General features: G+C 66.8%; 19 protein-coding genes and 4 pseudogenes. 10 read left to right on the plus strand and 13 right to left on the minus strand.

The features are described 5' to 3' along the window. Positions 1 to 54: 54 nt before the first annotated feature. From ACX80X_RS02820 to xylA, 3 genes and pseudogenes are all read right to left on the minus strand, one after another. A complete protein-coding gene (locus ACX80X_RS02820) occupies positions 55 to 417 on the minus strand; it encodes an SgcJ/EcaC family oxidoreductase (protein ID WP_252598717.1) in 363 nt (120 codons plus the stop codon). Between the two features lie 85 nt (positions 418 to 502). Next, positions 503 to 2,094 (minus strand): annotated as a pseudogene (locus ACX80X_RS02825) (FGGY family carbohydrate kinase). Positions 2,095 to 2,113: 19 nt separating this feature from the next. Then, a complete protein-coding gene (xylA, locus tag ACX80X_RS02830; protein WP_459311155.1) occupies positions 2,114 to 3,304 on the minus strand; it encodes a xylose isomerase in 1,191 nt (396 codons plus the stop codon). Positions 3,305 to 3,558: 254 nt separating this feature from the next. Here xylA and ACX80X_RS02835 point away from each other — a divergent pair. The 7 genes and pseudogenes from ACX80X_RS02835 (at position 3,559) to ACX80X_RS02865 (ending at position 12,110) form a co-directional block, all read left to right on the plus strand. Then, positions 3,559 to 4,736, plus strand: a pseudogene (locus ACX80X_RS02835) (FAD-binding protein). A gap of 11 nt (positions 4,737 to 4,747) precedes the next feature. Beyond that, on the plus strand, positions 4,748 to 5,968 hold the full coding sequence (locus ACX80X_RS02840) for an ROK family transcriptional regulator (RefSeq protein WP_459308785.1): 1,221 nt from the start codon (positions 4,748 to 4,750) through the stop codon (positions 5,966 to 5,968). 132 nt (positions 5,969 to 6,100) lie between these two features. Next, on the plus strand, positions 6,101 to 7,114 hold the full coding sequence (locus ACX80X_RS02845) for a LacI family DNA-binding transcriptional regulator (RefSeq protein ID WP_252613731.1): 1,014 nt from the start codon (positions 6,101 to 6,103) through the stop codon (positions 7,112 to 7,114). Positions 7,115 to 7,219: 105 nt separating this feature from the next. Then, positions 7,220 to 8,944, plus strand: coding sequence for a ribulokinase (gene araB, locus ACX80X_RS02850; protein WP_252613732.1), 1,725 nt, complete (start codon positions 7,220 to 7,222; stop codon positions 8,942 to 8,944). Then, positions 8,941 to 9,645, plus strand: a complete 705-nt coding sequence (locus ACX80X_RS02855) for an L-ribulose-5-phosphate 4-epimerase (protein WP_252598723.1) — start codon at positions 8,941 to 8,943, stop codon at positions 9,643 to 9,645. The genes araB and ACX80X_RS02855 overlap by 4 nt, the downstream gene beginning before the upstream one ends. Positions 9,646 to 9,690: 45 nt before the next feature. Next, on the plus strand, positions 9,691 to 11,211 hold the full coding sequence (gene araA / locus ACX80X_RS02860) for an L-arabinose isomerase (RefSeq protein WP_252613733.1): 1,521 nt from the start codon (positions 9,691 to 9,693) through the stop codon (positions 11,209 to 11,211). Continuing rightward, positions 11,208 to 12,110, plus strand: a complete 903-nt coding sequence (locus tag ACX80X_RS02865; protein WP_459311158.1) for an aldose 1-epimerase family protein — start codon at positions 11,208 to 11,210, stop codon at positions 12,108 to 12,110. The genes araA and ACX80X_RS02865 overlap by 4 nt, the downstream gene beginning before the upstream one ends. A 143-nt stretch (positions 12,111 to 12,253) precedes the next feature. Here ACX80X_RS02865 and ACX80X_RS02870 read toward each other — a convergent pair whose 3' ends face one another. From ACX80X_RS02870 to ACX80X_RS02895, 6 genes and pseudogenes are all read right to left on the minus strand, one after another. Beyond that, entirely contained in the window at positions 12,254 to 12,421 is a 168-nt protein-coding gene (locus tag ACX80X_RS02870) for a hypothetical protein (protein WP_459311258.1), read from the minus strand. Between the two features lie 12 nt (positions 12,422 to 12,433). Further along, positions 12,434 to 12,502 (minus strand): annotated as a pseudogene (locus ACX80X_RS02875) (hypothetical protein); the annotation flags it as partial. Between the two features lie 16 nt (positions 12,503 to 12,518). Then, entirely contained in the window at positions 12,519 to 12,800 is a 282-nt protein-coding gene (locus tag ACX80X_RS02880; RefSeq protein WP_252598727.1) for a RidA family protein, read from the minus strand. Between the two features lie 67 nt (positions 12,801 to 12,867). Next, positions 12,868 to 14,088: an SWIM zinc finger family protein gene (locus ACX80X_RS02885; RefSeq protein WP_459311160.1), complete on the minus strand. Its 1,221-nt coding sequence runs from the start codon at positions 14,086 to 14,088 to the stop codon at positions 12,868 to 12,870. A gap of 377 nt (positions 14,089 to 14,465) precedes the next feature. Then, a pseudogene (gene rsgA / locus ACX80X_RS02890) lies at positions 14,466 to 15,603 on the minus strand (ribosome small subunit-dependent GTPase A). A gap of 289 nt (positions 15,604 to 15,892) precedes the next feature. Next, positions 15,893 to 16,432, minus strand: a complete 540-nt coding sequence (locus tag ACX80X_RS02895) for a dihydrofolate reductase family protein (protein ID WP_252607917.1) — start codon at positions 16,430 to 16,432, stop codon at positions 15,893 to 15,895. Between ACX80X_RS02895 and ACX80X_RS02900 the strand changes: the two genes are divergently transcribed. Further along, on the plus strand, positions 16,410 to 16,658 hold the full coding sequence (locus ACX80X_RS02900; RefSeq protein WP_459308773.1) for a hypothetical protein: 249 nt from the start codon (positions 16,410 to 16,412) through the stop codon (positions 16,656 to 16,658). The two genes, ACX80X_RS02895 and ACX80X_RS02900, sit on opposite strands and share 23 nt — an antisense overlap. A 5-nt stretch (positions 16,659 to 16,663) precedes the next feature. Here ACX80X_RS02900 and ACX80X_RS02905 read toward each other — a convergent pair whose 3' ends face one another. After that, a complete protein-coding gene (locus ACX80X_RS02905) occupies positions 16,664 to 17,248 on the minus strand; it encodes a histidine phosphatase family protein (protein WP_252607918.1) in 585 nt (194 codons plus the stop codon). 63 nt (positions 17,249 to 17,311) lie between these two features. Next, positions 17,312 to 18,127: an alpha/beta fold hydrolase gene (locus ACX80X_RS02910; protein WP_459311165.1), complete on the minus strand. Its 816-nt coding sequence runs from the start codon at positions 18,125 to 18,127 to the stop codon at positions 17,312 to 17,314. A 353-nt stretch (positions 18,128 to 18,480) separates the two neighbouring features. On the opposite strand from ACX80X_RS02910, the gene ACX80X_RS02915 reads away from it, so the two are divergent. After that, positions 18,481 to 19,416, plus strand: a complete 936-nt coding sequence (locus ACX80X_RS02915; RefSeq protein WP_252598733.1) for a 5'-3' exonuclease — start codon at positions 18,481 to 18,483, stop codon at positions 19,414 to 19,416. A gap of 22 nt (positions 19,417 to 19,438) precedes the next feature. On the opposite strand, the gene ACX80X_RS02920 is transcribed toward ACX80X_RS02915, so the two are convergent. Together ACX80X_RS02920 and ACX80X_RS02925 are read right to left on the minus strand one after the other, a co-directional pair. Further along, complete coding sequence (locus ACX80X_RS02920; RefSeq protein ID WP_252598734.1) at positions 19,439 to 20,950, minus strand: HNH endonuclease signature motif containing protein; 1,512 nt, start codon at positions 20,948 to 20,950, stop codon at positions 19,439 to 19,441. Between the two features lie 189 nt (positions 20,951 to 21,139). Next, positions 21,140 to 21,721, minus strand: a complete 582-nt coding sequence (locus ACX80X_RS02925; protein ID WP_252598735.1) for a hypothetical protein — start codon at positions 21,719 to 21,721, stop codon at positions 21,140 to 21,142. A 163-nt stretch (positions 21,722 to 21,884) separates the two neighbouring features. On the opposite strand from ACX80X_RS02925, the gene ACX80X_RS02930 reads away from it, so the two are divergent. Then, positions 21,885 to 24,059, plus strand: coding sequence for an elongation factor G-like protein EF-G2 (locus tag ACX80X_RS02930; protein ID WP_252598736.1), 2,175 nt, complete (start codon positions 21,885 to 21,887; stop codon positions 24,057 to 24,059). Positions 24,060 to 24,073 lie beyond the last annotated feature (14 nt).

A 24,073-nucleotide genomic window follows, 5' to 3' on the forward strand; every position in this document is an offset into this window, starting at 1 on the left:
CGTCCGTGGAAACGTGGGGTTGCATCCCAGGGACGATATCGGTGTTTTGCGCGCTCATGGCCAGCCACCGACCTTTCGATTGGCGGGCGCCGTGAAGCTGATGACTCCGCGCCTTGTTCCTGTTCGGTCCCCGTCGGGGTCAATCTGCCCGGTCATGGTCCACCGGGCGTGAACCACGGCCACATCAGTCCCGAGGAAGCGGACCCTGACGCGCTCCAGCACCATCACGGTGTCCGGGAACATGCGCCGGAACCCAATGGCATGGTTCTCACGGATCTGACGCCGGTTCGTCCACCAAAGACCGACAACGTTAACGAAGTCGGCGTCGTCTACAAAGAGGGCCGCCAAGGCCTCCGGATCCGCCGCGTTCCAGGCAGCACCGAACTCCTCAGCGATCCCACGCGGGTTACTGGGCATTGGATAGGGCACTTTCAGGGCTCTTTGGGGATTCATCCTTTCAGGAGAGCCTTAGCGACCTACCTCGGTGCTGACTGGAAGTCGGCTAGCTGGAAATCGAAGGCACTGCGGCGCGGCTGTCCTCATCAATATGCCCACAGGCCCGCGCGTACTGCTGGCCGATGACGGGCTGGAAGTCCGACGCCGGCGCCGCGACAAGTGCCACCGGCCAGTCGGGACGGGCTCCCGTGAGTGCCCAGGCGGCCTGTGCTGCGGCGCCGCGGGCCACGTATTCGTCGGGGCTTGGCACCACCACCGGCAGGTCAAACACCTGTGACGCGATCTTCTGTACCGCCGGGTTCTGCACGGCTCCGCCGATCAGCAGCAGCCGCCGCGCCGGGTAGCCCAAAGCCAGCAAGGCTGCCAGGCCGCCGGACAATCCGCACAGCATCCCTTCGATGGCCGCCCGGGCAATGTTGCTTCGGGTGGCGGACGCGATGCTGAGACCATGCAGGCTGGCCTTGGCGTGTGGCAGGTTGGGGGTGCGTTCGCCCTCAAAATACGGCACGAGCACCACACCATCTGCCCCGGGCGCAGCGTCCAATGCCAGCCTGGAGAGTTCATCAAAACCGACGTCCAGCAGCGTGGCCATGGAGCTCAGCACCCTGGCGGCGTTCAGCGTACGGCGATGGGCAGATAGTCGCCGCCCGCGTCTGCAAAGCCGGCAACTGTTCCGCTGGGATCGTAACCAACCTCGGATGCGACGGCGAAGACTGTTCCGCTGGTGCCGACGGAGACCACCACATCCCCGGGCTTGGCGCCCAGACCCAGGGCCGCGGCTGCGTTATCCCCGGCGCCGGCGCCGAGCAGGATTTCAGCCCGCCCGCCGCCACCACTTGGGCCAGCATCCGTACGAGGGCGAGCGCCGGCGTTGCTCCCCGCAAAACAGAGTGGATGAACACGGCCGGCGGCTTCGCCGGCAGCCAGCACGCGCGGCAGGATGACAGCGCCCCCGGCCGCGGGGGCAGCCGAAACAGGTGCAGGTCCAGCCGCTTCCGGCTCTTGACGGGCTTCGCGTGCGTCCCTGCCGAAGGCCAGCCGGAATAGCTCCACGTCATAGCTGCCGGAAGCGGGGCTCCAGTAGCCGGTCCCGCTGGCATCCGAGCGGTCCGTGGTGAGCGCCTCCAGGTCCGGGCCCAGCGGGCTGGCCCCGGCCGGACCGTATCCCCGCAGGCGCCAGCTCAGCCAGTCATGGGGGAGGGCGACGGCTGCCACCCTGGCAGCGGATTCGGGCTCGTTGTCCCTGACCCAGCGGACCTTGGTGACCGTGAAGGATGCCACCGGTACCAGCCCGGTACGCCGCGCGAACTCCCCGGCCCCTACCTCATCGATCAGTGCCGCTGCAGCTGCCGCGGAGCGCGTGTCATTCCACAGGAGCGCGGGCCGCACCACGTTGCCGTCGCGGTCCAGCAGCACCATGCCGTGCTGCTGGCCCGCGACGGACAACGCGTCCACGTCCGCCAGCCCGCCGGCGTCCTCGATGGCTTCGGCCAGGGCCCGCCACCAATGGTCAGGATGGACTTCCGTCCCGTCCGGGTGGCTCGCCCGGCCCTCGCGGACCAGGACACCGCTTTGAGCGTCCAGGACCGCAACCTTGCAACTTTGGGTGGAGGAGTCAACCCCGGCAACGAGGTTCAACGAAGCAGCCGCCACAGTATCAGCGCGCTCCGAGAAGGTGCTCGATGAAGAGCTGCTGCAGCCGCACGAATCCGAAGCCCTTGCCGCCAAAGTAGGCATCGGCGTCGAAATCCTCGTAGGAAGCGCCGTCCGATCGCAGCTGCTCGTAGCCTTCACCGGGGTTGAGGGTGGGCTCATTGATTTGGGCAACGCGGGAAGCCAACAGCGCTTCCTGCACTTCGGGGTCGGCACGGAAGGCCTTCGCGCGTTCCTTCAGCAGCAGGTAGGTCTGCATGTTCGCGGCGGCGGAGTCCCACACGCCGTCGATGTCCTCGGTGCGGCCGGGCTTGTAGTCGGAGTGGCGGGGGCCGCTGTAGGCCGGTCCGCCGTCGGGGCCGCCGTTTTCGAGCAGGTCCACCAGGGAGAACGCGTTCTGCAGGTCGCCGTGGCCGAACACCAGGTCCTGGTCGAACTTGATGCTGCGCTGGCCGTTGAGGTCGATGTGGAACAGCTTGCCCTGGTAAAGGGCCTGGGCAATCCCGTGGGTGAAGTTGAGACCGGCCATCTGCTCGTGGCCGGTCTCGGGGTTAACGCCCACAAGTTCCGGACGTTCCAGGGTCTCGATGAACGCAAGGGCGTGTCCCAGGGTGGGGAGCAGGATGTCGCCGCGGGGTTCGTTCGGCTTCGGTTTGATGGCGAAGCGGATGTTGTAGCCCTTGTCCGTGACGTAGTCGCCGAGCAGATTCACGGCCTCGCGGTAACGCTCCAGGGCGCCGCGGATGTCCTTGGCGGCGTCGTACTCGCTGCCCTCACGGCCGCCCCACATCACGAACGTTTCGGCGCCGAGTTCAGCTGCGAGGTCGATGTTGTCCAGCACTTTGCGCAAGGCGAAGCGGCGCACGCCCCGGTCATTGCTGGTGAAGCCGCCGTCCTTGAAAACCGGGTGGCTGAACAGATTCGTGGTGACCATGGGAACGATCATCCCCGTGGACTTGAGCGCACCGGTCAGCCGGTCGATCTCACGCTGGCGATCAGCTGCCGAGCAGCCAAAGGGAAAGAGATCGTTGTCGTGGAAGGTGATGCCGTAGGCACCCAGATCACTCAGCTTGTTGACGGTTTCGACGGTGTCCAGGGGCGGACGGGTGGCAGAACCGAACTGGTCCTGGGCCTCCCAGCCGACCGTCCAAAGGCCGAAGGAAAACTTGTCTTCGCGGGTGGGCTGAATCGTCATTGAATGCTCCGTTAGTAGGTATGAAGAGGAGTGCGTACCGCGTCCCTTTGATGAGTCGCAGCATTTTGTTCTGCGCACACACATATTAGGAATTTCCGTGATGTCAACTACTAGGCACTCCGAGCTAGGCTGGGTTCTGAATGCCAACTCCCTCGAAATCTCTGGTTTTCCGCACCCGAAGCGGTTATGTTGTGAAGAACACCAAACCTGAAAACGAGACTCCGTGGAGGACGCAGAGCGTGACTGAACAACGTGTGCAGCAACGGAACTGGGCCGGAAACTTCGGCTACCGGGCGGAACGGATCGCGCACCCGCGCACCGTGGCGGAGCTGCAGGAACTGGTGGCCGGAGCCCGGACCATCCGCGCCCTGGGATCCCGCCATTCATTCAACGACATCGCCGACACTTCAGGCACGCTGGCGGCCCTGAACCTGCTGGATCCGGCCATCACTGTCGATGCTGAGAACCTGAACGTCACGGTGAGCGGAGGCACGCGGTACGGGACGCTCGCCGCGGAGCTGCAGCGGCAAGGTTTCGCCCTGCACAACCTGGCCTCGCTGCCCCATATTTCGGTGGCCGGTGCGGTGGCCACGGCCACGCACGGCTCCGGAGACGGCAACGGAAATCTGGCCACCGCCGTCGCCGGTTTGGAACTCGTGACCGCAGACGGCGGCATCCTCACCGCCCGCCGCGGCGAGACCATGGACTTTGACGGCATGGTGGTGGGACTGGGCGCCCTGGGAATCGTCAGCAGCGTGACCCTGGACATAGAGCCGGCCTTCCATGTTGCCCAGCACGTTTTTGAGGACCTGGATTGGGAGCGGGTTCTGGAGAATTTCGACGACGTCACCTCCTCCGCGTACAGCGTCAGCCTCTTCACTGACTGGAGCGGCAGTACCGTTGGGCAAGCATGGCTGAAGGGCCGGGCGTCTCCGGAAGTAACTGCACGGAACAACTCGGCGTGCCGGGGCCGTGGTCGGACCGGCTTGCCCACTTCAGGATGGAGTTCACGCCCAGCAAGGGCGACGAACTCCAGTCCGAGTACCTGGTGCCCCGGGAACACGCTGTGGATGCCATTCGCACGCTGCGCAAACTCTCCGGGGTCCTGACTCCCTTGCTCCTGGTCTCCGAGATCCGCACGATTGCTGCCGACCGGCTCTGGCTGAGCCCAAATTATGGTCGCGACGGCATCGGCCTGCACTTCACCTGGCGGCAGGACCAGCCAGCGGTGGAGGCGGTACTGCCACTGCTTGAGGCGGAGCTGGCGCCCTTTGCCGCACGGCCTCACTGGGGCAAGCTGTTCGACGGCGGTACTGCCGCCGTCGGGCCCCTGTACCCACGCTTCGATGACTTCAGGGCCCTGGCCGGCCGGCTGGATCCGGCCGGAAAGTTCCGCAACCGGTTCCTGGACTACGCGGTCTTCGGCTCCTGATATTGTCACGGATGATGTCCTCAGCAACCCGCCTCCCCGCAACGGCCAGCGATCCCGATCCGTCGCGGCGGAACAACCTTGCCCTGATCGCAACCCTGGTGCACCACCATGGTGTCCTCAGCCGAGCGGAGCTGACCAGACGGACGGGGCTGAACAGGTCCACGGTGGGGACGCTGGTGGGCCAGCTGGTGGCCCTCGGACTCGTCTATGAAGCGGCGCCGTCCGGCGAAGCCCAGGTTGGCCGTCCGAGCCCGGACGTAAGGCCTGATCCGTCCACGGCGGCATTGGCCGTGAACCCGGAAGTGGACGCCGTCACCATCGGACTGGTGAGCCTGGGCGGAAAAGTCCAGAAGAAGATCCGCTTCGCCACGGAGCGGATCCCCACCGCCAAGGAAGCAGTCAACATAGCTGCCGCAGTCATTGCAGGGATGCGGTCGGAGCTCGATGCGTCCTACCGGATCGTTGGCATCGGATTGGCAGTGCCCGGCCTGGTCAACCGTGCCGACGGGGTGGTCCGCCACGCCCCCCATTTGGGTTGGCGCGACGAACCCGTGGCCCGGATGTTGGGCGAGGCCACCGGCTACCCGTGCCTGGCGGACAACGATGCCTCCCTGGGTGCGGAAGCCGAGCTCATTTTCGGGGCCGGCGCCGGCCGCGGCAACCTGGTCTACCTCAACGGCGGCGCCAGCGGCATCGGCGGCGGCGTCATTGCCGATGGAGCGTTGCTGCGCGGGTCCGCCGGATATGCGGGCGAGCTGGGACACACCTTCGTGCGCACCGCCGGCCAGATCTGCCACTGCGGCGCCTCCGGCTGCCTCGAAACCGAGGTGTCCCAGTCCCGGCTCTTCGACCTGGCAGGGCTCGGCGGCGGCGACGCCAGCCAGCTCGAAGCGGCCCTCCGCTCGAAAGCCAGTGCGGAGCTGGCCGCGGAAGTGGCCCGCCAACTGGGCTATCTGGGCATCACCCTGCGCAACGCGGTCAACACGTTCAACCCGGACGCGATCGTCCTCGATGGGTTCCTGGGCATTCTGCACGCACTCTCGCCTGACACGCTGGACGGCCTGATCCGGACCCAGGCCCTGGACGAGGCGGCGGGCCGGGCCAGGATCTACCGTGCCGCGCTGGGCTCCGATCTTATGATGATCGGGGCTGCCGAACTGGCGTTTACCCGATTACTCGCGGACCCGGCAGGCATCACTGCCCTGCCCGCACCTCCTGCGAAGGTGCGCTGAGCGGCCTGAGGACGGCACCTCCCCGTGGGCGGGCGTGCCCGGGGCAGTGCTCACGGCGCACGCTGCTTCCAGCAGGGATCGCGGCCATAGAATGTTGGACACCACCTTGTCTTCCACCGAAGGGTCCCTCGCATGGGCAACACGATTGACCGACGCCAGCCACGCCTGGAGGACGTGGCAGCGCGGGCAAAAGTGTCCCACCAGACGGTCTCGCGGGTCATCAACAACCACCCCAATGTCAGCAGCGCCACCAGGGAGAAAGTGGAAGCGGCGATTGCGGAACTCGGCTACCGGCGCAACACCGCCGCCAGGAGCCTGGTCACCCGGCGTTCGCAAACCATAGGTGTGCTCGCGGCCGAAATGGGGCAGTACGGCCCGGCCAACACCCTTCTCGGAGTCCAGCAGGCTGCCCGGGAGGCCGGTTACTTTGTGAGCATCGAGGCCATCAAGGAGGCCGGAGCAGATGCCATCTCGGACGCCGTCCGCCATCTCACGGACCAGGGCGCGGACGGGATCATCGTCATTGTGCCCCACGACGGTACCGTTCAGGCGCTGGAGGGCCTCACCCTGGACGTTCCCGTGATCCTTGTGGGTGCCGCCGGTGGGGGCCTCTTCAGCGGAGCGTTGGTGGACCAGAAGCTCGGGGCGCGCCTGGCGGTCTCGCACTTGATCGACCTGGGGCACCGGCGGATCGGGCATGTTTCCGGGCCCCAGGACTGGGTTGACGGCAGGTCACGTGCCGAGGGGTGGGGTGAGCGGCTCCGCGAGGCCGGCCTGGCTGATGACCTGTTGATCGAAGGGGACTGGAGCGCCGGCAGCGGGTACCGGATCGGCCGGCAGCTTGCCGCTGAGCGCACGGCAACGGCCCTGTTTGTGGGCAACGACCAGATGGCCCTGGGCCTGCTGCGCGCCTTCAGCGAAGCGGGGGTCCGCGTGCCCGACGACGTCTCCGTGGTGGGCTTCGATGACCAGCCTGAGTCGGGCTACTTCACGCCGCCGCTGACCACCGTGCGCCAGGACTTCGAGGAACTTGGCAGGAGCTGCCTGGGCGTTATGCTGAACGCCCTTGAGGGCGGCGCGGGCGCAGGCACCATCATGGTGGAGCCGGAGCTGGTTGTCCGCAGCAGCACGTCCGCTCCCGCCTGATTCCTTCCTGAGCGTCCCAGTCGCGGTCCACACTTGACGTGCCAATTGTTAGCGCTCACAATTGAATCAATCCGCGCTCACCGGACCAGCTATTTGGAGGACTTCATGGACGTCACAGTGGACGGCACAGACAACTACGTCATCGGCGTGGACTACGGAACGCTCTCGGGACGGGCCGTTGTGGTCCGGGTCCGTGACGGCAAGGAACTGGGCAGCGGTGTCTTCGGCTATCCGCACGCCGTGGTCACGGATTCCCTGCCGGCGGATGTAACGGGCGTTGCGGGCGACGGCGCCGCCCGGCTTCCCACGGAATGGGCACTTCAGGTGCCCAATGACTACCGCGACGTCCTCCGCCACGCCGTCCCCGCAGCGATCGTAGACGCCGGGATCAACCCGGCAGCCGTCGTCGGAATTGCCACTGACTTCACGGCCTGCACCATGGTGCCGGTCAAGGCCGACGGCACCCCGCTTAACGAACTGCCCGGCTTTGCCAGCCGCCCGCACGCCTACGTGAAGCTGTGGCGGCACCACGCCGCGCAGCCGCAGGCGGACCGGATCAACGCCCTGGCCGCCGAGCGCGGCGAAGCCTGGCTGCCGCGCTACGGGGGACTGATTTCCTCCGAGTGGGAATTCGCCAAGGGCCTGCAGCTGCTGGAGGAGGACCCGGAAGCCTACGCCGCCATGGACCACTGGGTGGAGGCGGCCGACTGGATCGTCTGGCAGCTTTGCGGCCAATACGTTCGTAACGCCTGCACCGCCGGCTACAAGGGCATCTACCAGGACGGCGGGTATCCCTCCGAGGACTTCCTCGCCGCGCTGAACCCGGAATTCAAGGACTTCGTCAGCACCAAACTTGAGCACACCATCGGCCGGCTCGGCGACGCCGCGGGCTACTTGACCACCGAGGCCGCCGCCTGGACCGGACTGCCGGAAGGCATCGCCGTGGCCGTCGGCAACGTGGACGCCCACGCCACAGCCCCCGCCGCAAAGGCAGTGGAGCCGGGGCAGCTGGTGGCCATCATGGGCACGTCCACCTGCCACGTTATGAACGGTTCAGATCTTCGCGAAGTGCCGGGCATGTGCGGCGTAGTGGACGGCGGGATCGTGGACGGCCTGTGGGGCTACGAAGCCGGACAATCCGGCGTAGGCGACATCTTCGGCTGGTTCACCAAGAACGGTGTCCCGCCGGAATACCACCAGGCGGCGGCCGCGGCAGGCCTGGGCATCCACGAATACCTCACCGAACTCGCCGCACACCAGGCCGTCGGAGAGCACGGTCTCATCGCCCTGGACTGGCACTCGGGGAACCGTTCGGTGCTGGTGGACCACGAGCTCTCCGGCGTGGTGGTGGGCCAGACCCTCGCCACCAAGCCCGAGGACACCTACCGCGCGCTGCTGGAGGCCACGGCCTTCGGCACCCGCACCATCGTGGATGCCTTCCGCGACTCCGGTGTGCCCGTCAAGGAGTTCATCGTGGCCGGCGGCCTGCTGAAGAACAAGCTGCTCATGCAGATCTACGCCGACATCACCGGCCTGCAGCTTTCGACCATTGGCTCAACCCAGGGTCCGGCGCTGGGATCGGCCATCCATGCCGCCGTTGCGGCCGGGAAGTACGCCAATATCCGCGAAGCCGCGGCCACCATGGGCTCGGAACCCGGCGACGTCTACACACCGATCCCGGAGAACGTGGCGGCCTATGAGGAACTGTTCCAGGAATACCGGACACTGTACGACTACTTCGGCCGGGGAGCCAATGACGTGATGCACCGGCTCAAGGCCATCCAGCGCAACGCCACCAAAGCACTCGTTGCGGCTGGAGCCTCCGCATGAGCGCCGCGCTTTCAGACACCCTGGAAACGATCGCCCGGATCCGTGCCGACGTCTGCGCCCTGCATGCCGAGCTCACCCGCTATGGGCTGGTGGTATGGACGGCAGGCAATGTCTCCGCGCGCGTTCCAGGCCATGACCTGATGGTCATTAAGCCGTCGGGCGTTTCCTACGATGACCTCACACCCGAGCAGATGGTGGTCACCGACCTGTATGGGGTACCCGTGGCGGGTGACGCCGCCGGTGAGTGGGGCAACCCGGGGCTGTCGCCGTCGTCGGACACGGCCGCGCACGCCTATGTCTACCGGCAAATGCCCGACGTCGGCGGCGTGGTGCACACGCACTCCACCTACGCCACGGCCTGGGCAGCGCGGGGCGAAGCGATCCCGTGCGTGCTGACCATGATGGGCGACGAGTTCGGCGGCACCATTCCGGTCGGACCGTTCGCACTGATCGGTGACGACTCGATCGGACAGGGCATCGTGGAGACTCTGAAGGACTCCAACTCGCCCGCGGTGCTGATGCAGAACCACGGCCCGTTCACCATCGGCAAGGATGCCAGGGACGCGGTGAAGGCTGCGGTGATGTGCGAGGAAGTGGCGCGGACAGTGCACATTTCCCGGCAGCTCGGCGAGCCGCTGCCGATCGACCAGGCCAAGATCGAATCCCTCTACGCGCGCTACCAGAACGTCTACGGCCGCTAGCTGGCCCGGACCCCGCACTTCACCGGACTTTCACAGGAGAAAACCATGAACAACGCCAACAGCACGTCCCTCGGCCACTACGAGGTCTGGTTCCTCACCGGCAGCCAGCACCTCTACGGCGACGATGTCCTCAAGCAGGTCGCCGCCCAGTCGCAGGAGATTGCCGCAGCGCTGAACGCCTCCTCCGACGTTCCCGTCAAGGTGGTCTGGAAGCCGGTCCTCACTGATTCGGACGCCATCCGCCGCACCGCGCTGGAAGCGAACTCGGACGATTCAGTGATCGGTGTGACGGCGTGGATGCACACGTTCTCCCCGGCCAAGATGTGGATCCAGGGCCTGGACCTGCTGCGCAAGCCGCTCCTGCACCTGCACACCCAGGCAAATGTTGAGCTGCCCTGGGCGGACATCGACTTCGACTTCATGAACCTGAACCAGGCCGCCCACGGCGACCGCGAATTCGGCTACATCCAGTCCCGCCTCGGCATTCCCCGCAAGACCGTGGTGGGCCACGTGTCCAACCCGGAAGTCTCGCGCCAGGTGGGCGTGTGGCAGCGGGCGTCGGCCGGCTGGGCCGCGGTCCGGACCCTCAAGCTGACCCGCTTCGGTGACAACATGCGCAACGTCGCCGTCACCGAAGGCGACAAGATCGAAGCGGAGCTGCGCTTCGGCGTCTCCGTGAACACGTGGTCCGTCAACGAGCTCGCCGACGCCGTGCACGGCGCCGCAGAGTCCGACGTCGACGTCCTGGTTGCGGAATACGAGAGCCTCTACGAGGTGGTCCCGGAACTCCGCGCCGGGGGAGCGCGGCACGAGTCGCTGCGATACAGCGCCCGGATCGAACTGGGGCTGCGCAGCTTCCTTGAGGCCAACGGCTCCGCCGCGTTCACCACCTCCTTCGAAGACCTGGGCGAACTTCGCCAGCTGCCCGGCATGGCCGTCCAGCGGCTCATGGCCGACGGCTACGGCTTCGGCGCCGAAGGCGACTGGAAGACGGCCATTCTGGTCCGCGCCGCCAAGGTAATGGGCGCGGGCCTGCCCGGCGGCGCCTCCCTGATGGAGGACTACACGTACCACCTCGAGCCCGGCGCCGAGAAGATCCTGGGCGCGCACATGCTCGAGGTCTGCCCGTCGCTGACGGCCACAAAACCGCGCGTCGAGATCCACCCGCTCGGTATCGGCGGCAAGGAAGACCCGGTCCGGATGGTGTTCGACACCGACGCCGGCCCCGGTGTCGTGGTGGCGCTCTCGGACATGCGCGACCGATTCCGGCTCGTGGCGAACGCCGTCGACGTCGTGGACCTGGACGAGCCGCTGCCCAACCTGCCGGTGGCCCGGGCTCTCTGGTCGCCGAAACCCGACTTCGCCACGTCGGCCGCCGCGTGGCTCACCGCAGGCGCCGCGCACCATACGGTACTGTCCACGCAGGTGGGGCTGGACGTGTTCGAGGACTTCGCCGAAATTGCCAAGACCGAACTCCTCACCATCGATGAAGGCACCACCATCAAGCAGTTCAAGAAGGAACTCAACTGGAACGCCGCCTACTACAAGCTGGCCGGCGGCCTGTGAACGGCGTCGAACTTCAGCTCGTCTCGCGGGACTACACCGCCTCCATTGTGCAGCGCGGCGGTGCCCTCAGGCGGCTGGCCTTCCAGGGCCGGGACCTGGTGGTGCCGTTCGACGCAGATGCGCCCATCCCGGACTACCGGGGGATCATCGCTGCGCCGTGGCCCAACCGGATCGCCGATGGCACCTACCGGTTTGCCGGCGTCGAACACCAACTCCCCATCAACGAACAGGAGCGGAGCACGGCACTGCACGGGCTCTCATTCGACCGTTTGTGGACCGTTGAACGCAGCGGTGCCGACGCGGTGAGCCTGTCCTGTGAGATCCCCGGGGCCCCAGGGTATCCGTTCCACCTTCGGCTCCACGTGGACTACAAGCTGGACGACGCCGGGCTGCACACCACGGTCACGGCAAGCAACGTCGGGGACGAGACGGCCCCTTACGGGGTTTGCCCGCACCCCTACCTGCTGGCCGGACCCGCACCGTTGGATGAGTGGACCGTCCGGATCCCCGCGGCGTCCTTCCTCGAGGTCACGCCGGACCGGCTGCTGCCGGTTAGCACGCGGACGGTGGCGGGCCATCAGTTCGACTTCCGTGTGCCAAGGGCAATCGGCGCCACGCAGATCGACCACGCCTTCACGGACCTTGAGTTCGACGACGGCGGCCGCACGCAGCTGATTGCCAGGGACCCCGGCGGAACCGGAGTGGGCATGGCCTGGGGCCGGGCCTGTCCCTGGCTGCAGATCCATACCGCAGACAAACCCGCCCCCGCAGCCAACAGGCTGGGCCTGGCGGTTGAGCCGATGACCTGTCCGCCGGACGCCTTCAACAGCGGCCAGGACCTGGTGCAGCTGGAGCCGGGCAGCAGCCACCAGGCCGGCTGGAGCATCTTCGCCGCCTGATGCCGCCTGATGCCACCTGATGGCGGCGCTGACACGCACAGAAACGGCCGGCCCCGGCAGTCTGCCGGGGTCGGCCGCTTCAGTGGACAAGCCGGTCAGTGAACAATCAAGTCAGTGCACAATCAAGCCAGTGCACGCGCAGGTCAGTGCGCCAGCAGCGTCTCGAGCGGTTCTCCGGCCGCGATCCGTGCCAGCAGCTCCGGCTTGGCCGCATCGGAGGCGAGCGCCTGCTCCAGGACAGCTGCCGTCTCCCGCGGGGACAACACAATCTCGCCGTTATCGTCGCCCAGCACCCAGTCGCCGGGGGCCACGTCAACGCCCCCGCATGTCACGGGAACGTTGACCGCAGACCGACGTGCGTGCCGGCTTGGCGTCGCCGAAGAACTCCGCATAGACGCGGCTGTACTCCTACAGCTGCCCCGGGTCGGTGAGGTAGGTGTTCACCTTGACTACCTGGGCCGGCCCGGATCCAGCGGCCTCCAGCACCGTGGTGAGGTTTCGGATTGTCTGGCGGACCTGTTCCTCGAACGTTTCGGGCTGGTGGTCCAGTTCCGTGATGGCGGGGATTTGGCCGGCCGTGAATACGAACCCGTTGGCCACCACTGCCTGGGAGAAGGGGCCGACGGCGGCCGCCCCGCCGGGGATCTCAGCGATCCGCCGAATGGTCCCCGCGGGGGAGGCTGCCGTCACTTCGCCGCCGCCTCGACGGGGGACTCGTCGACGGCGTCGATGTTGCCGTAGCGGGTCTCCGTCAGAATCACGAGCGCCCCGAGCGACACCAGGGAGGCTCCCATGATGTACCAGGCGATGGACGAGCTCTGGTGCGTGACGCCCAGGAGCCAGGTGGCGATGAACGGTGTCGCGGCGCTGCCCAGGAGTTCTGAGAGCATGTACGCCACCGACACGGGGAGAGTGCCACGGCAGCCGATTCAGCTTCGAGCGCTTGCAGAATGCTGCCGCCCTCTCCAAGGCTGGTTGCCATTCCCTGCGGCTTGGCAGGACTGCTGAGCATGGCCCGCTGTGGCCCGGATCCGGGGTACCGCGCCACGGTGACATCCAGCACCGCGCCCGCGAGCTGCGGCGTCGCCAGCGCCTCGCTCTGGGCAGCAAAATCGAGGACGACGACGACCGTTCCGTCGGGTGCGCGGAGCCAGGTCCGCTGCTGCTGGAGCCGCCCGTCGTCGCTGCGGTGGGCGCCGAGCACCAGCCACGGCCCATGCAGTGCCTCGGTGCCCTGAACGTCGGCGGCAGGCGTGGCCCAGCCGACGGCCACCCGGAGATCCGCAAGCTCTTTGCCGCTCAAGGTGTCCCGCTTGCTCCAAGCCTTGGTCACTGCCCACCAGCGGCCCGCCCGCAGCAGCAGGTGATCTGCCCAATCGGTCCGTGCGTGCACATCCGATCCCATTGTCCGTACCTGTTCAGCCAAACCCGGGAGCTGGGCGTCGACGAGCCGTGCTGCCACTCCGTCCCACCAGGCATACGGCTGGGTGCGGGCAGTTGCCAAGCCTGTCCGCACCAGATCAGTCAGCCACCGGGCAAAGTCGTCCATCCCGGCATCCATCAGAGCTATTCGGTCGGCCAGCCGCTTGGCCTGGGCCGCCGGATGCACCGGCTGGTCAGGCTGGCGCCGCTCCCTTACGGTGGCCCGTTCCGCCCGCTGGGCCGCCCATTCCTGGGCGAAATCAGCGGTCTTCGCCCCGGCGTCGGCCGCTTCGCCGCGGGACCACAGAAGCAGCAGCGCCAGCGCGTGCTTGCAGGGAAACTTCCGGCTGGGGCAGGAACATCTGTAGGCAGGCGCGGCAGTATCCACGCTCACCTGGGGGGGAATCTTGCCGCTGCCTTGGCACTTGCCCCAGACCAGGACATCGTTGCTGCCTGTATCGGACCATGGACCCTGACGTGCCAGCTTACGGGCGGCTGCCAGGGAGGATGCGTCGGGAGCGGCGTTGATAACCCGCTCCTCGCTCCAACGCCCCATGAAGCACATTGTGCCCGATGCCACAGGAAGCGTAAGCGAGGCGGCGCGGCGTGGCGGCGGTGCGGGGGGCGGCAACCCGCGTTCCGGCCGGATCCGAAGCAAGATTGCCGGAATCTTGACCCAAACCGGCATGCTGGTGCACCCATTGCCGTTTAGGGTGGGCCCAATGGTTCAGGCGGCCGGATCAAAATCACCAGCGTTCGGAGCGCACTAAGTGGCCCAGAAAACGAAATCCTGCCTTCACCTTGGAGCGAAAAAGTGGACGACAAACCAGGCACCGCCGCGGGACACGAGGAAGATCACAATTGTCCGACGAGCCGAAGGCCAGGCCCCCTCTCTATGGCAATTACCAGGATCTGTGGCCCTAAACCGTCGGCTCAGCGCCGCTTGCGTTTGGACCGTTGGTCCTCCCGCCGCTCGGAACTGTCACGCTCTGCGGAACGCTGCGATTTCCCTGCCACCACCACCCTCTGGTGCCACTCGCGCTGGTAGGCCCGGCGGGCGGCGGCATCTGTGCGCCGGGCCAGGGCGGCGAGTTCGCGCTGGAGTTTGCCGTAGCTCAGCCAGCGGCGCTCATCGAGTGTCCCGTCCGCCAAAGCCGCCTGCACGGCGCAGCCGGGCTCCTGCTGGTGGGCGCAGTTGGAGAACCGGCACAGGCCGGCGAGTTCCTCTACGTCCCCGAACATCTCGCCTAGGCCTTCATCGGCGTCGAACAGGCCGAATCCCCGGACGCCCGGAGTGTCCATGAGGACGGCTCCGTTAGGCAGCGGCACGAGTTCGCGCGACGTGGTGGTGTGCTTGCCTTTGAAGTCGCCGGAGCGGACCTCGCGAGTGTGCTGGACCGCGCGTCCCGCCAGCGCGTTGATGAGCGTGGACTTGCCGGCGCCCGACGGGCCGAGGAGGACCAGCGTGCCGTGCGGCGGCAAGTGCTCCAGCAGCGCATCGATCCCGTCGCCGTTCTCGGCTGACGTGGTGACCACGTCCACGCCCGCCGCCTGCAGGATGACCTTCCCGACGACGTCGTCCGCTATGTCCGCAAGGTCGGCTTTGGTGATGATCACCAGCGGAACCGCTCCGGAATCCCAGGCTGCAACGAGCGTGCGTTCGAGGCGGTTGTGCGTGAGCGGCCGGTCCACCGGGACCACCACACCCACCACATCCATGTTCGCTGCCAGCACCTGCGCCTCCGAGGAATCTTCAAAGGCGCGCTTCCGGCTGAGCTCAGACCGGCGCGGGAGGATCCCGGTGATCTGGCGGCCGCCCGCGCGGTTGGGCCCGATCCAGACCCAGTCGCCGGTAACCGGAACGCCGGCGTCGAGCGGGTACGGCAGGTGGAGCAGTTCGCCGCCAACGTTGGTTCGCTGGGTGGCGGGTCCGGTGTTGGGGCTGGTGGGCGTCGAAATGACAGGCGACGGCGGGGGAGTAGCCGTACCTTGTGGGCCCTTCGGGGCCGGGGGCTGAATCGGAGGTTGATGGGGAGTAGCTGTCCAAGCGTGTGCCTGAGGAATTGTTCAAGGTGAGTCCTCGGGAGAGTTCTCCAGACTCCGGAATCAGCGCAGCCCTGCGGCCGTTAGGCCTGTCCGTTGGTGTGTTGCGCGCTTACGCCGTGCGGATGCTGGAGACGTTGGTGATTGGTTTGATGCGTGCGTGGCACTCTGGGCGCGGGGCCGTAGCAGTCATCAAAACCACCTCCGTTTCTCTCCAGATGTCCGGATGCTGTCACGGACTCTCGGCTCTGAGTTTAGCTGCCCGGGGTTGAGTTGAATAGGGAAGCTTCCGCTTCGTCCGGCCGCGCCGGTTCCCGTCAGCCGGTGGGGCCGGTCAGTTGATAGTTCAGCAGCACGATGCCGGACGGAAAGGAGCGGCACTCCCGGAGCGCAAGCTTTTTCCATTCGCTGATCCTGCCGAAGAAGGGCACTCCGCCGCCGAGGATGACCGGCACGACGGCGACGCCCAGTTCGTCCAGCAGGCCCAACTCGATGAATTCAGTGATGAGCTGACCGCCGCCGAACACGCAAATGTCCTTCTCCTCAGGGATGGCGGGCTTTATCCGGGCGACAAGATCGCGCAAATCTCCGGAGTGCAGGTGCGTGTTCCGTCCCGTGGCCAGAGTTTCATCGTGGGAGAGGACATACGTTGGAACCGCGGAGCCCCGGCCGCCCATTGCCGCCATTTCCCGGTATGTATTGGCACCCACGACATAGGCTCCGGTTCTGCGCTCAGTTGCCTCGCATCCGTAGTCCTCGTTCTTGGCCATGGCATCGTTCAGCCATGACAGGTCCCCGCTCTCTGAACGGATGTAGCCGTCGAGGCTGACCGCCATGCCGCCAAACATAGTGCCCATAGTCGCGACGCTATCCAGCGCCGATGTCACGGTCAAGACCACCACTTCGCTAGCCGAAAACGCCGGCTGGCGCACCTCCGGTGGCGGCCTATTTGTGGATTCCGATGCCGCGGGTTTTGCCGCCCACCGCGAATATGAACACATCGAGCGGATCGGGGCTGCACAGATCATTTCGCGGCTGGAGCGCAGGACCATCCAAACGTTCGAGGTTACGGCGGACGCCTAGGTTTATCAGCCCCGGGCTGCAGCCACTACGCGCTCGCCGTTGAAGTATTCGAGGTGCCAGCCCTCGGTGGCATGGTAGAGGGCAAGGTTCAGCACCGCGTTGTCGATCCTGTGCAATGTGCGGCCGATGGCGCGGTTAAGGCTCACCCGGAGGAGTGTGCCGTGTGCGACCACAAGGACGCGGCGGGCGGGGAATTCTTCGGCTAGTGCTTCCAGTGCACCCAACCCGCGCGCAGCCGCGTCTTCCTCGCTTTCGGCGCCGCGGTAGCCACCGGGTATGCGCAGGGCCTCCAGCTCGGGGCCGGCCTGCAACCCCTCTGCCGGTCCGAAGCTGCGTTCGGCGAGCGCCGGAATGTGCCGCGTAACGCTCAGCCCCAGCCCGTCCGCAATCACGCTGGCGGTTTCCGCGGCACGGCTAAGCGGCGAGGACACGATCGCATCCCACTCGTAGTCTGACAGGACGTCGACGGCGTCGCGCGCCTGGCCGCGGCCGACGTCGTTCAGCGGAATGTCGGTGGCTCCCTGGAGCCGACGCTGCGCATTCCAGTCTGTCTGGCCATGGCGGATCAGGGCGAAGGTCGTAAGGGTCATGCTGTCTATTCTGCCCTGACGGCGGGCTCGGTCCGGGCGGCCGCGAAGATTAGGGCAACCTTTCTAGGCCCAAGGGTCCGGTCCGGCGTTGCGGTCGATGAAGTCCAGGACAGCCGGATGGGCGGGATCAATAAGATGCCCGCCCGGGACCAGAACCGTATGGGTAAAGGGCAACGCACCCGACAACCTTGCGTTCACGGACCGGCAGGCCTCGGGGGAGTCCTCGGCGGAGACGATCAGGGCGGGCCGGCGGATCCCGGCGAGTTGCTCCTCGTTCAGTTCCAATGCATCGTCGCTGAGATCCAGGCCGTGGCCGTTGATTTCGGCCAGGACAGCGTGGCTCGTGCCGGCAAACATCTGTTTGAGCCCGGGGGGAAACGACTCCCACGTCGCGTCCCCCAGGGCTTCCCGGATCACAATCTCGGCGGCAAGCCCGGGCTGACCGTCCGTGCGCTCAAGCACACGGCGGCGCAGGCCGCGGGCCCAGGCGTCGGCATCCGGAGCGATGGTGAACAACGCCGGTTCCAATAGGACCAGCGCTTTGACTTTGTCCGGGAAACGGCGGGCAAGTTCGACGGCGATCAGGCCGCCTGTGCTGCGGCCGATCACGATTGCCGGCCCGGCATGGAGCGCCGCCAGGACTGGCGCTGCGTCGTCGACATGATCCACCAGGTCCAAGGTCGCGAACGGCCGCGGCGGGGCACTGCGGTGGAAACCCCTGCGGTCGTAGATGATGCAGCGGCCATGCCGGGCGAGTTCGGTTGCGGCGTCCGCCCACATCACAGCCGAACTGGGTGTTCCGTGCACGCCTAGTATTGGCGTCCCTTGGCCGCTCTCTTCGTAGTAGAGATCAACACCGTTGACGCTGAGGTGGGGCATGTCGTCAGCCTGGAGTTCGCGCGCTCACCGCAGGACACCACCCGGGCTCAGGGGCCCGGCCAGTGTTCTCGGTCGAATCCATAGGGGTTGGGAGCAGCGTTCCGCTCAGCCGCTGCGGCGGGGCCGTTCCGTTCGTCGTCGTGATGAGGTGGCGGGGCGTGCGGGTCCGAAGCCTGCTTCAAGGGCACGCGGGGCGCGGTCTCTACGGGTGCATCTTCGGCCAAGGGGAAACCTCACAGACACAGAAGGTTGGCCCGCTGCTTGAACCGATAGAGGCATCCTAACCCCAAGGGAGCGTTCTGTCGCTGGTAAATGCTCGTAGCCCGGCAGCTGCTTCCGTGTCAGGATCAGGTATGCCACACCGCCTGATGCTGCTTGATACTGCGTCACTGTACTTTCGCGCCTTTTATGGCTTGCCGGACACGATCCGCCGTGCTGACGGAACGCCGGTCAACGCGGTTCGCGGTCTCCTGGACATGATCGCCCGCCTCACCACGGATTACGGGGCAACGCATCTGATTGCCTGCTGGGACGACGACTGGCGTCCGCAGTGGCGCGTGGACCTCATCCCGACCTACAAGTCGCACCGGGTTGCCGAACTTGTGTCGGATGCCCCCGACGTCGAGGTCGTCCAGGACGCGCTCGAGGCGCAGCTTCCGATGATCCGCCGCGTGCTCGAACTCGCCGGCATCGCCATCGTGGGGGCCGCGGAACACGAGGCCGACGACGTCGTCGGTACTTATGCCAGCCATGCAGACCTTCCCGTCGATGTGGTCACCGGAGATCGTGACCTTTTCCAAACAGTCAACGATGACCGTCAGGTGCGGGTGATCTACACCGCGCGGGGCATGAGGAACCTCGAAGTCGTGACCGACGCCGTCGTCGTCGGGAAGTACCGCGTGCTGCCCGAACAGTATGCCGATTACGCGACCCTTCGCGGCGACGCCTCCGACGGGCTGCCAGGCGTGGCCGGCATCGGCGAGAAGACCGCTGCTTCGCTCCTTGGCGAGTACGGCACACTGGAGAACTTGCTCGCTGCAGCCGCTGACGGTGGCGGCGGACTATCCGCCTCGGTTCGGTCAAAGCTGGCCGCGGCCGCCGACTACCTCACGGTCGCGCCAACGGTTGTGAAAATCGTGCGCGACCTCCCACTTCCCACCCTCGAGGAAGCCGGAGCACAGCTGCACCCCGTCGGCGGGGAATCGCGCGCCGTGCTGGAGCGTCTCGCCGTCGAATGGAACCTTGGAGGCTCGGTCAAACGGCTGCTCGACGCGCTTGACCGGCAGTAGCGGTGATTGCTGCAAGGCCCAGCTAGACCGTTTGCGGGATTCTCCACTCCGGCCATGGCTCGTCGAGCGGTGCCTGTTGCCAGCTCCACTCCGGCACGGGATCGACAGGGCGCAGATCTGAAGCAGGCGGTTCGGCGGGCAGGATGTCTTCGGGCACGTCAGGACCAAGTTCCTGATGTCCAAGTCTGCTCATGATGTGGGGTGGCCAGTGGGGTGGTTCCCAGTTTTGTTGTTCGCTGGCGTACTGACGGCCTGTCGGTGAGATCCAGCCGGGTGGCTTGCCGGCGCTCGCCCCGGTGGGTGTCCAGGCGGTTGTGTGTTTCAGACTGTGGTGTTTGTGGCATGGCTGGCCGAGGTTGCTGAGGCCGGTGGTGCCGCCGTCGGCCCAGGCGAGGAGGTGGTCGGCCTCATTGTCCAGAGACTGGCTGGTGGAGCCGGGGAACGGGCATTTGCCGTCCCGCAGGCGGAGCCATTGCCGCATGCTGACGGGGATGCGGTAGCTGGTACGCCCGATCTCCAGCGGTGCCCCGTCGCGGGGGTCTGTAAGGACCCGGTGGAACGATGTGGAACTTTCGGCCATGAGCCGGCTGGCCATCGACGTCGGGATGGGTCCATATCCGTCGAGCATGGCGGGCTCGTCGGTGAGGCCCATCAGGGCGAACACCGGCACAGTCACCAGAACCTGCGCCGACGGTGACGGCACGTGCTCCGCAGTGCCGCCAAGGAGCCACCCGGCGGCCACGTCGGCGCGGATTTGGCTCAGGTTCCGGTCCTCATGGGGTCCTTGGAGGGCGCGGGCCGCCGTGGTGGTGCGGTCCCAGATCCCGGCCGCCTGGTCCGCGGGGAGGTACGCGCTCAGCCAGGCCATGCCGTCCCGGTCCGGGGCGAACTCCAGCCGGCGGGCCAGGGCGCTTTTGGTGTGGCGTTTTTCGATGCTGTCCGGATGGTGGCGTTCGCGCCAGGTCCGGGCTTTGTGCCGGAACCTGGACGGAACGAGTTCCCCCGCGGGACAGCATTGTGCCGGGTTGGGTGCGTCCGGGTCCAGGAAGTGGGCTTCCAGGGCGGCGGCGGCGCCAGCCGGGTTCAGGCTGGCGGTTTCGTCGACCATGGCCCGGGCGTGCTGCCACGAAATGTTCCCGTCCTGCAGGGCGGCCAGCGTCAGCGGGAGGGTGGTTGTCAGTTCGTGGGCCTCGGACAGAAGCGCACCGGCCGTCCGTTCGCTGACCGTCAGGACGCACGCCACCTCAGCGACTACCGCCATCTCCTGAGCGATGCGGCCCTGCGGCAGCGCGTTCGGGGAGGCCATCGCCCGTGTGGTGTCTGTGAATCCGGCGGCGGCGTGGACCACCAGGGCAGCCGTCGCAGCTTGCAGTTGTGCGGCCACCGCGAGCGTGTCCAGCCAGCCGTCAGACTGCTGCCGCAGCGGATCCGGATCCCCTGGACCGGTGAAGCCTGCGCCAGGGATCACCTCAGCAAGCGCAGCGACAGAAGCCTTGATGGCCTCCAAAGCCTCCACCGCTGTTGTCCTTTTCATACTCACATCATCTTGCGAGCCACTGACATTTAAGGTCCCCTCTAGCCAGTAACGAGAAATACTTTGGGAAAGTTTTTCGCGTGGGGCCTCAAGTGTCCGTTCGCGCAGGGGTGTGGGGGAGTGGCCGCAAGGGTCCGTTCGCGCAGCGTGCGGGCCTGGAACGGTGCCGCGCTCTGACGCGTTGGCAGCTCAGTCAGCCGCAGAGAGGAACCGGCCGTTCCTGATCCGCGACGGGCCAAAGACGACGGTCAGCGGGGCAATCGTCCGCGGCCGGTGATCCCGCGACAGGGGACGGCCGACGGCGACATGGGGCACCCAGTGCGGGTACCGGTAGCCCAGCGCCGGGGAGCTGAGGATGAAGTCGTCCATATTGTCCACGAGGAGCCGGTCCAGGAGATCATGCAGGCCCTGCACCAGAAACACCTGGTAGTCGTGCACGCGATCGGGCACATCCACTTCGAGCCCGGAAATGCCGCCGCCACCCAGCACGATCACTTGTTCCGAGGTGCCCGCAAACCCGTCCAGAACGGGCAGGCCCTGCAACCAGCCCGTCGTGCGCCGGGCGGCTTCACCGGCCGAGGTGATCCCCTTGGTCCAGTCCGCGACGTCCTGCGCAAAATCCGCCAGGATGCCGATATGCAGCAGCGTCAGGTGCAGCCCCTGCGGCCTGCGCAGGGCATTGACATAGCTGGCCAGCGCATCGTAGTCGGACGGGCCCGCACCAACCGTGAGGACGGGAACCTCCACTGTGATGCGCGGAACCGGCTGCATGGGACCCCCTCACAGTGGCACGGACTCTTGGGCTCTGGCTGCCATTATCCTCCGCTGCGGCCACCCCGTCCCGGCGCGTGCTCTTGCCCTTGCGCCCGCCAGGGTGTCGAATCAGAGAAACATGATTCGGCCCGGTGCATGGCAAAGACGCCAGGAGGTTCCCATGTCAGTGAAAGCCGCAAAGGACGCAGCACGGACACCGGGGCGGGGAGGGCCGGAGGTGCGCCGGGCTGATGCTCCGCACGGCATCGCGGCAACAGATCCGGAACAGGTGCGCAACGTGGCGCTCGTGGGGCATTCGGGAGCCGGGAAGACCCTGCTGATCGAAGCAATGCTGGCCGCCCACGGCATGATTTCACGCAAAGGCTCCATCGCGGAGGGCACCACCGTCAGCGATTCTGACCCTTCGGCAGTGCGGCAGCAACGGTCGGTCACGCTGTCCCTGGTTCCGCTGCTCGTCGACGGGACCAAGGTGAACCTCCTGGATACTCCGGGATATCCGGACTTTATCGGCGAACTTCGGGCGGGGCTCCGGGCTGCGGACGCCGCCCTCTTTGTTGTCTCCGCCGTTGACGGCATCGACGCCACCACTACGGCGCTCTGGGGCGAATGCGAAAGCCTCGGGATGCCGCGGGCTGTGGTCATCACCCGCCTGGACCACCCTCGGGCAGATTACGACGGCGTCCTGGCCGCCTGCCAGCAGGCGTTCGGCGACGCGGTGCTGCCGTTGTACGTCCCGGTCAGGTCCGGCGGCGAAACCAGCGGGCTGCTGGGACTGCTGACGGGCACAGTCTCTGACTACTCCGCCGGGGAGGCGGCGGCAGGTTCCCGGGACGTTGACGCCGGCGAGCGCGCGGCGTCGGAAGCCGCCCGGGGCCGGCTCATCGAAGGGATCATCGCCGAGAGCGAGGACGAGACCCTGATGGACCGCTATCTGGGTGGTGAGGACATCGATACCGATGTCCTCACCGCGGACCTGGAAACCGCCGTCGCCCGCGGTTCCTTTTTCCCGGTGGTGCCGGCCTCGGCTGTCACCGGACTCGGCACGGCGGAACTGCTGGAAGTCCTGACCCGGGGCTTCCCGTCGCCGGTGGAGGGCGGCCTCCCGGAGGTGACTGACCTGGCGGGCGCTCCAGCGGCGGCCTTGGCCTGTGACCCGGACGGGCCGCTGGCCGCTGAGGTGGTCCGCACCACCATTGATCCGTTCCTGGGGAGGGTCTGCCTGACGCGTGTATTTTCAGGTACTTTGCGTGCTGACACTCCAGTGCACGTCGGCGGGCACGGGCTCGCGGACCGCGGCCATCAGGACCATGACACCGACGAGCGCGTCACCCACCTGTATTCTCCGCTGGGCCCCAACCTGCGTCCGGTGGCGCACTGCGTGGCCGGTGACATCTGTGCGGTGGCGAAACTGGGAAGCGCCGAAACCGGGGACACCATTTCGGCGAAGGACCAGCCGCTCCTGCTGGCTACCTGGGAGATGCCGGAGCCGCTGATGCCGGTGGCCGTCGAGGCGGACTCGCGCAGTGACGAAGACGCGCTGGCGCGGAGCCTGGCGAAGGTGGCCGCCGGCGATCCCACGCTGCGTGTTGAGCGGAACGCGGAAACACACCAGCTGATCCTCTGGTGCATGGGGGAGGCCCATGCCGACGTGGTGCTGGACAGGCTGCGCGACCAGGGCGTGAAGCTGCACACCGTTGACGTAGTGACGCCACTGCGGGAAACGTTCGCCGCCCCGGCAACGGGCCACGGCCGGCACGTCAAACAGTCCGGCGGCCACGGGCAGTATGCCGTCTGCGACATCGACGTGGAGCCGCTGGACCGTGGCGGCGGGTTCGAATTCGTCGACAAAACGGTGGGCGGGGTGATCCCAGGAACGTTCATCTCCTCCGTGGAGAAAGGGGTGCGTGCGCAGATGCAGAAAGGGCTGGCTGCCGGGTTCCCCGTGGTGGACCTCCGCGTCACGCTGGTGGGCGGCAAGGCCCACAGCGTTGACTCTTCCGACGCCGCCTTCCAGGCGGCGGGGGCCCTGGCGCTCCGGGAGGCTGCCGCGGCCGGTCGCATCCAGCTGCTCGAGCCGGTTTCCGCGGTCAGCATCACCGTGTCCGAGGCGCACGTGGGGGCCGTGATGAGTGACCTCTCAGCACGCCGCGGACGGCTCACCGGCACGGCCACCTCCGGTAGTGAGCTGACCGAAATCAGCGCGGAAGTCCCGGACCAGGAACTGCTGAAGTACGCTGTGGAGCTGCGGGCGCTGACTGCCGGGACCGGCCGGTTCCGGCGCCGGTACCTCCGGCATGACCCGGTGCCCAGCGGCTCATCAACGCCACGTTTATGAACGCCACGTCATGA

Source organism: Pseudarthrobacter sp. MDT3-1, from assembly GCF_054510755.1.

Coding starts and splice junctions, on each gene's coding strand:
- ACX80X_RS02900 (WP_459308773.1), top strand. CDS start 16,410: ATGCCGCCAAACATAGTGCCCATAGTCGCGACGCTATCCAGCGCCGAT.
- ACX80X_RS02840 (WP_459308785.1), top strand. CDS start 4,748: ATGATGTCCTCAGCAACCCGCCTCCCCGCAACGGCCAGCGATCCCGAT.
- ACX80X_RS02855 (WP_252598723.1), top strand. CDS start 8,941: ATGAGCGCCGCGCTTTCAGACACCCTGGAAACGATCGCCCGGATCCGT.
- ACX80X_RS02895 (WP_252607917.1), bottom strand. CDS start 16,432: ATGGGCACTATGTTTGGCGGCATGGCGGTCAGCCTCGACGGCTACATC.
- ACX80X_RS02920 (WP_252598734.1), bottom strand. CDS start 20,950: ATGAAAAGGACAACAGCGGTGGAGGCTTTGGAGGCCATCAAGGCTTCT.
- araB (WP_252613732.1), top strand. CDS start 7,220: ATGGACGTCACAGTGGACGGCACAGACAACTACGTCATCGGCGTGGAC.
- ACX80X_RS02885 (WP_459311160.1), bottom strand. CDS start 14,088: ATGGGGCGTTGGAGCGAGGAGCGGGTTATCAACGCCGCTCCCGACGCA.
- ACX80X_RS02930 (WP_252598736.1), top strand. CDS start 21,885: ATGTCAGTGAAAGCCGCAAAGGACGCAGCACGGACACCGGGGCGGGGA.
- araA (WP_252613733.1), top strand. CDS start 9,691: ATGAACAACGCCAACAGCACGTCCCTCGGCCACTACGAGGTCTGGTTC.
- ACX80X_RS02910 (WP_459311165.1), bottom strand. CDS start 18,127: ATGCCCCACCTCAGCGTCAACGGTGTTGATCTCTACTACGAAGAGAGC.
- ACX80X_RS02915 (WP_252598733.1), top strand. CDS start 18,481: ATGCCACACCGCCTGATGCTGCTTGATACTGCGTCACTGTACTTTCGC.
- ACX80X_RS02845 (WP_252613731.1), top strand. CDS start 6,101: ATGGGCAACACGATTGACCGACGCCAGCCACGCCTGGAGGACGTGGCA.
- ACX80X_RS02820 (WP_252598717.1), bottom strand. CDS start 417: ATGCCCAGTAACCCGCGTGGGATCGCTGAGGAGTTCGGTGCTGCCTGG.
- ACX80X_RS02925 (WP_252598735.1), bottom strand. CDS start 21,721: ATGCAGCCGGTTCCGCGCATCACAGTGGAGGTTCCCGTCCTCACGGTT.
- ACX80X_RS02905 (WP_252607918.1), bottom strand. CDS start 17,248: ATGACCCTTACGACCTTCGCCCTGATCCGCCATGGCCAGACAGACTGG.
- xylA (WP_459311155.1), bottom strand. CDS start 3,304: ATGACGATTCAGCCCACCCGCGAAGACAAGTTTTCCTTCGGCCTTTGG.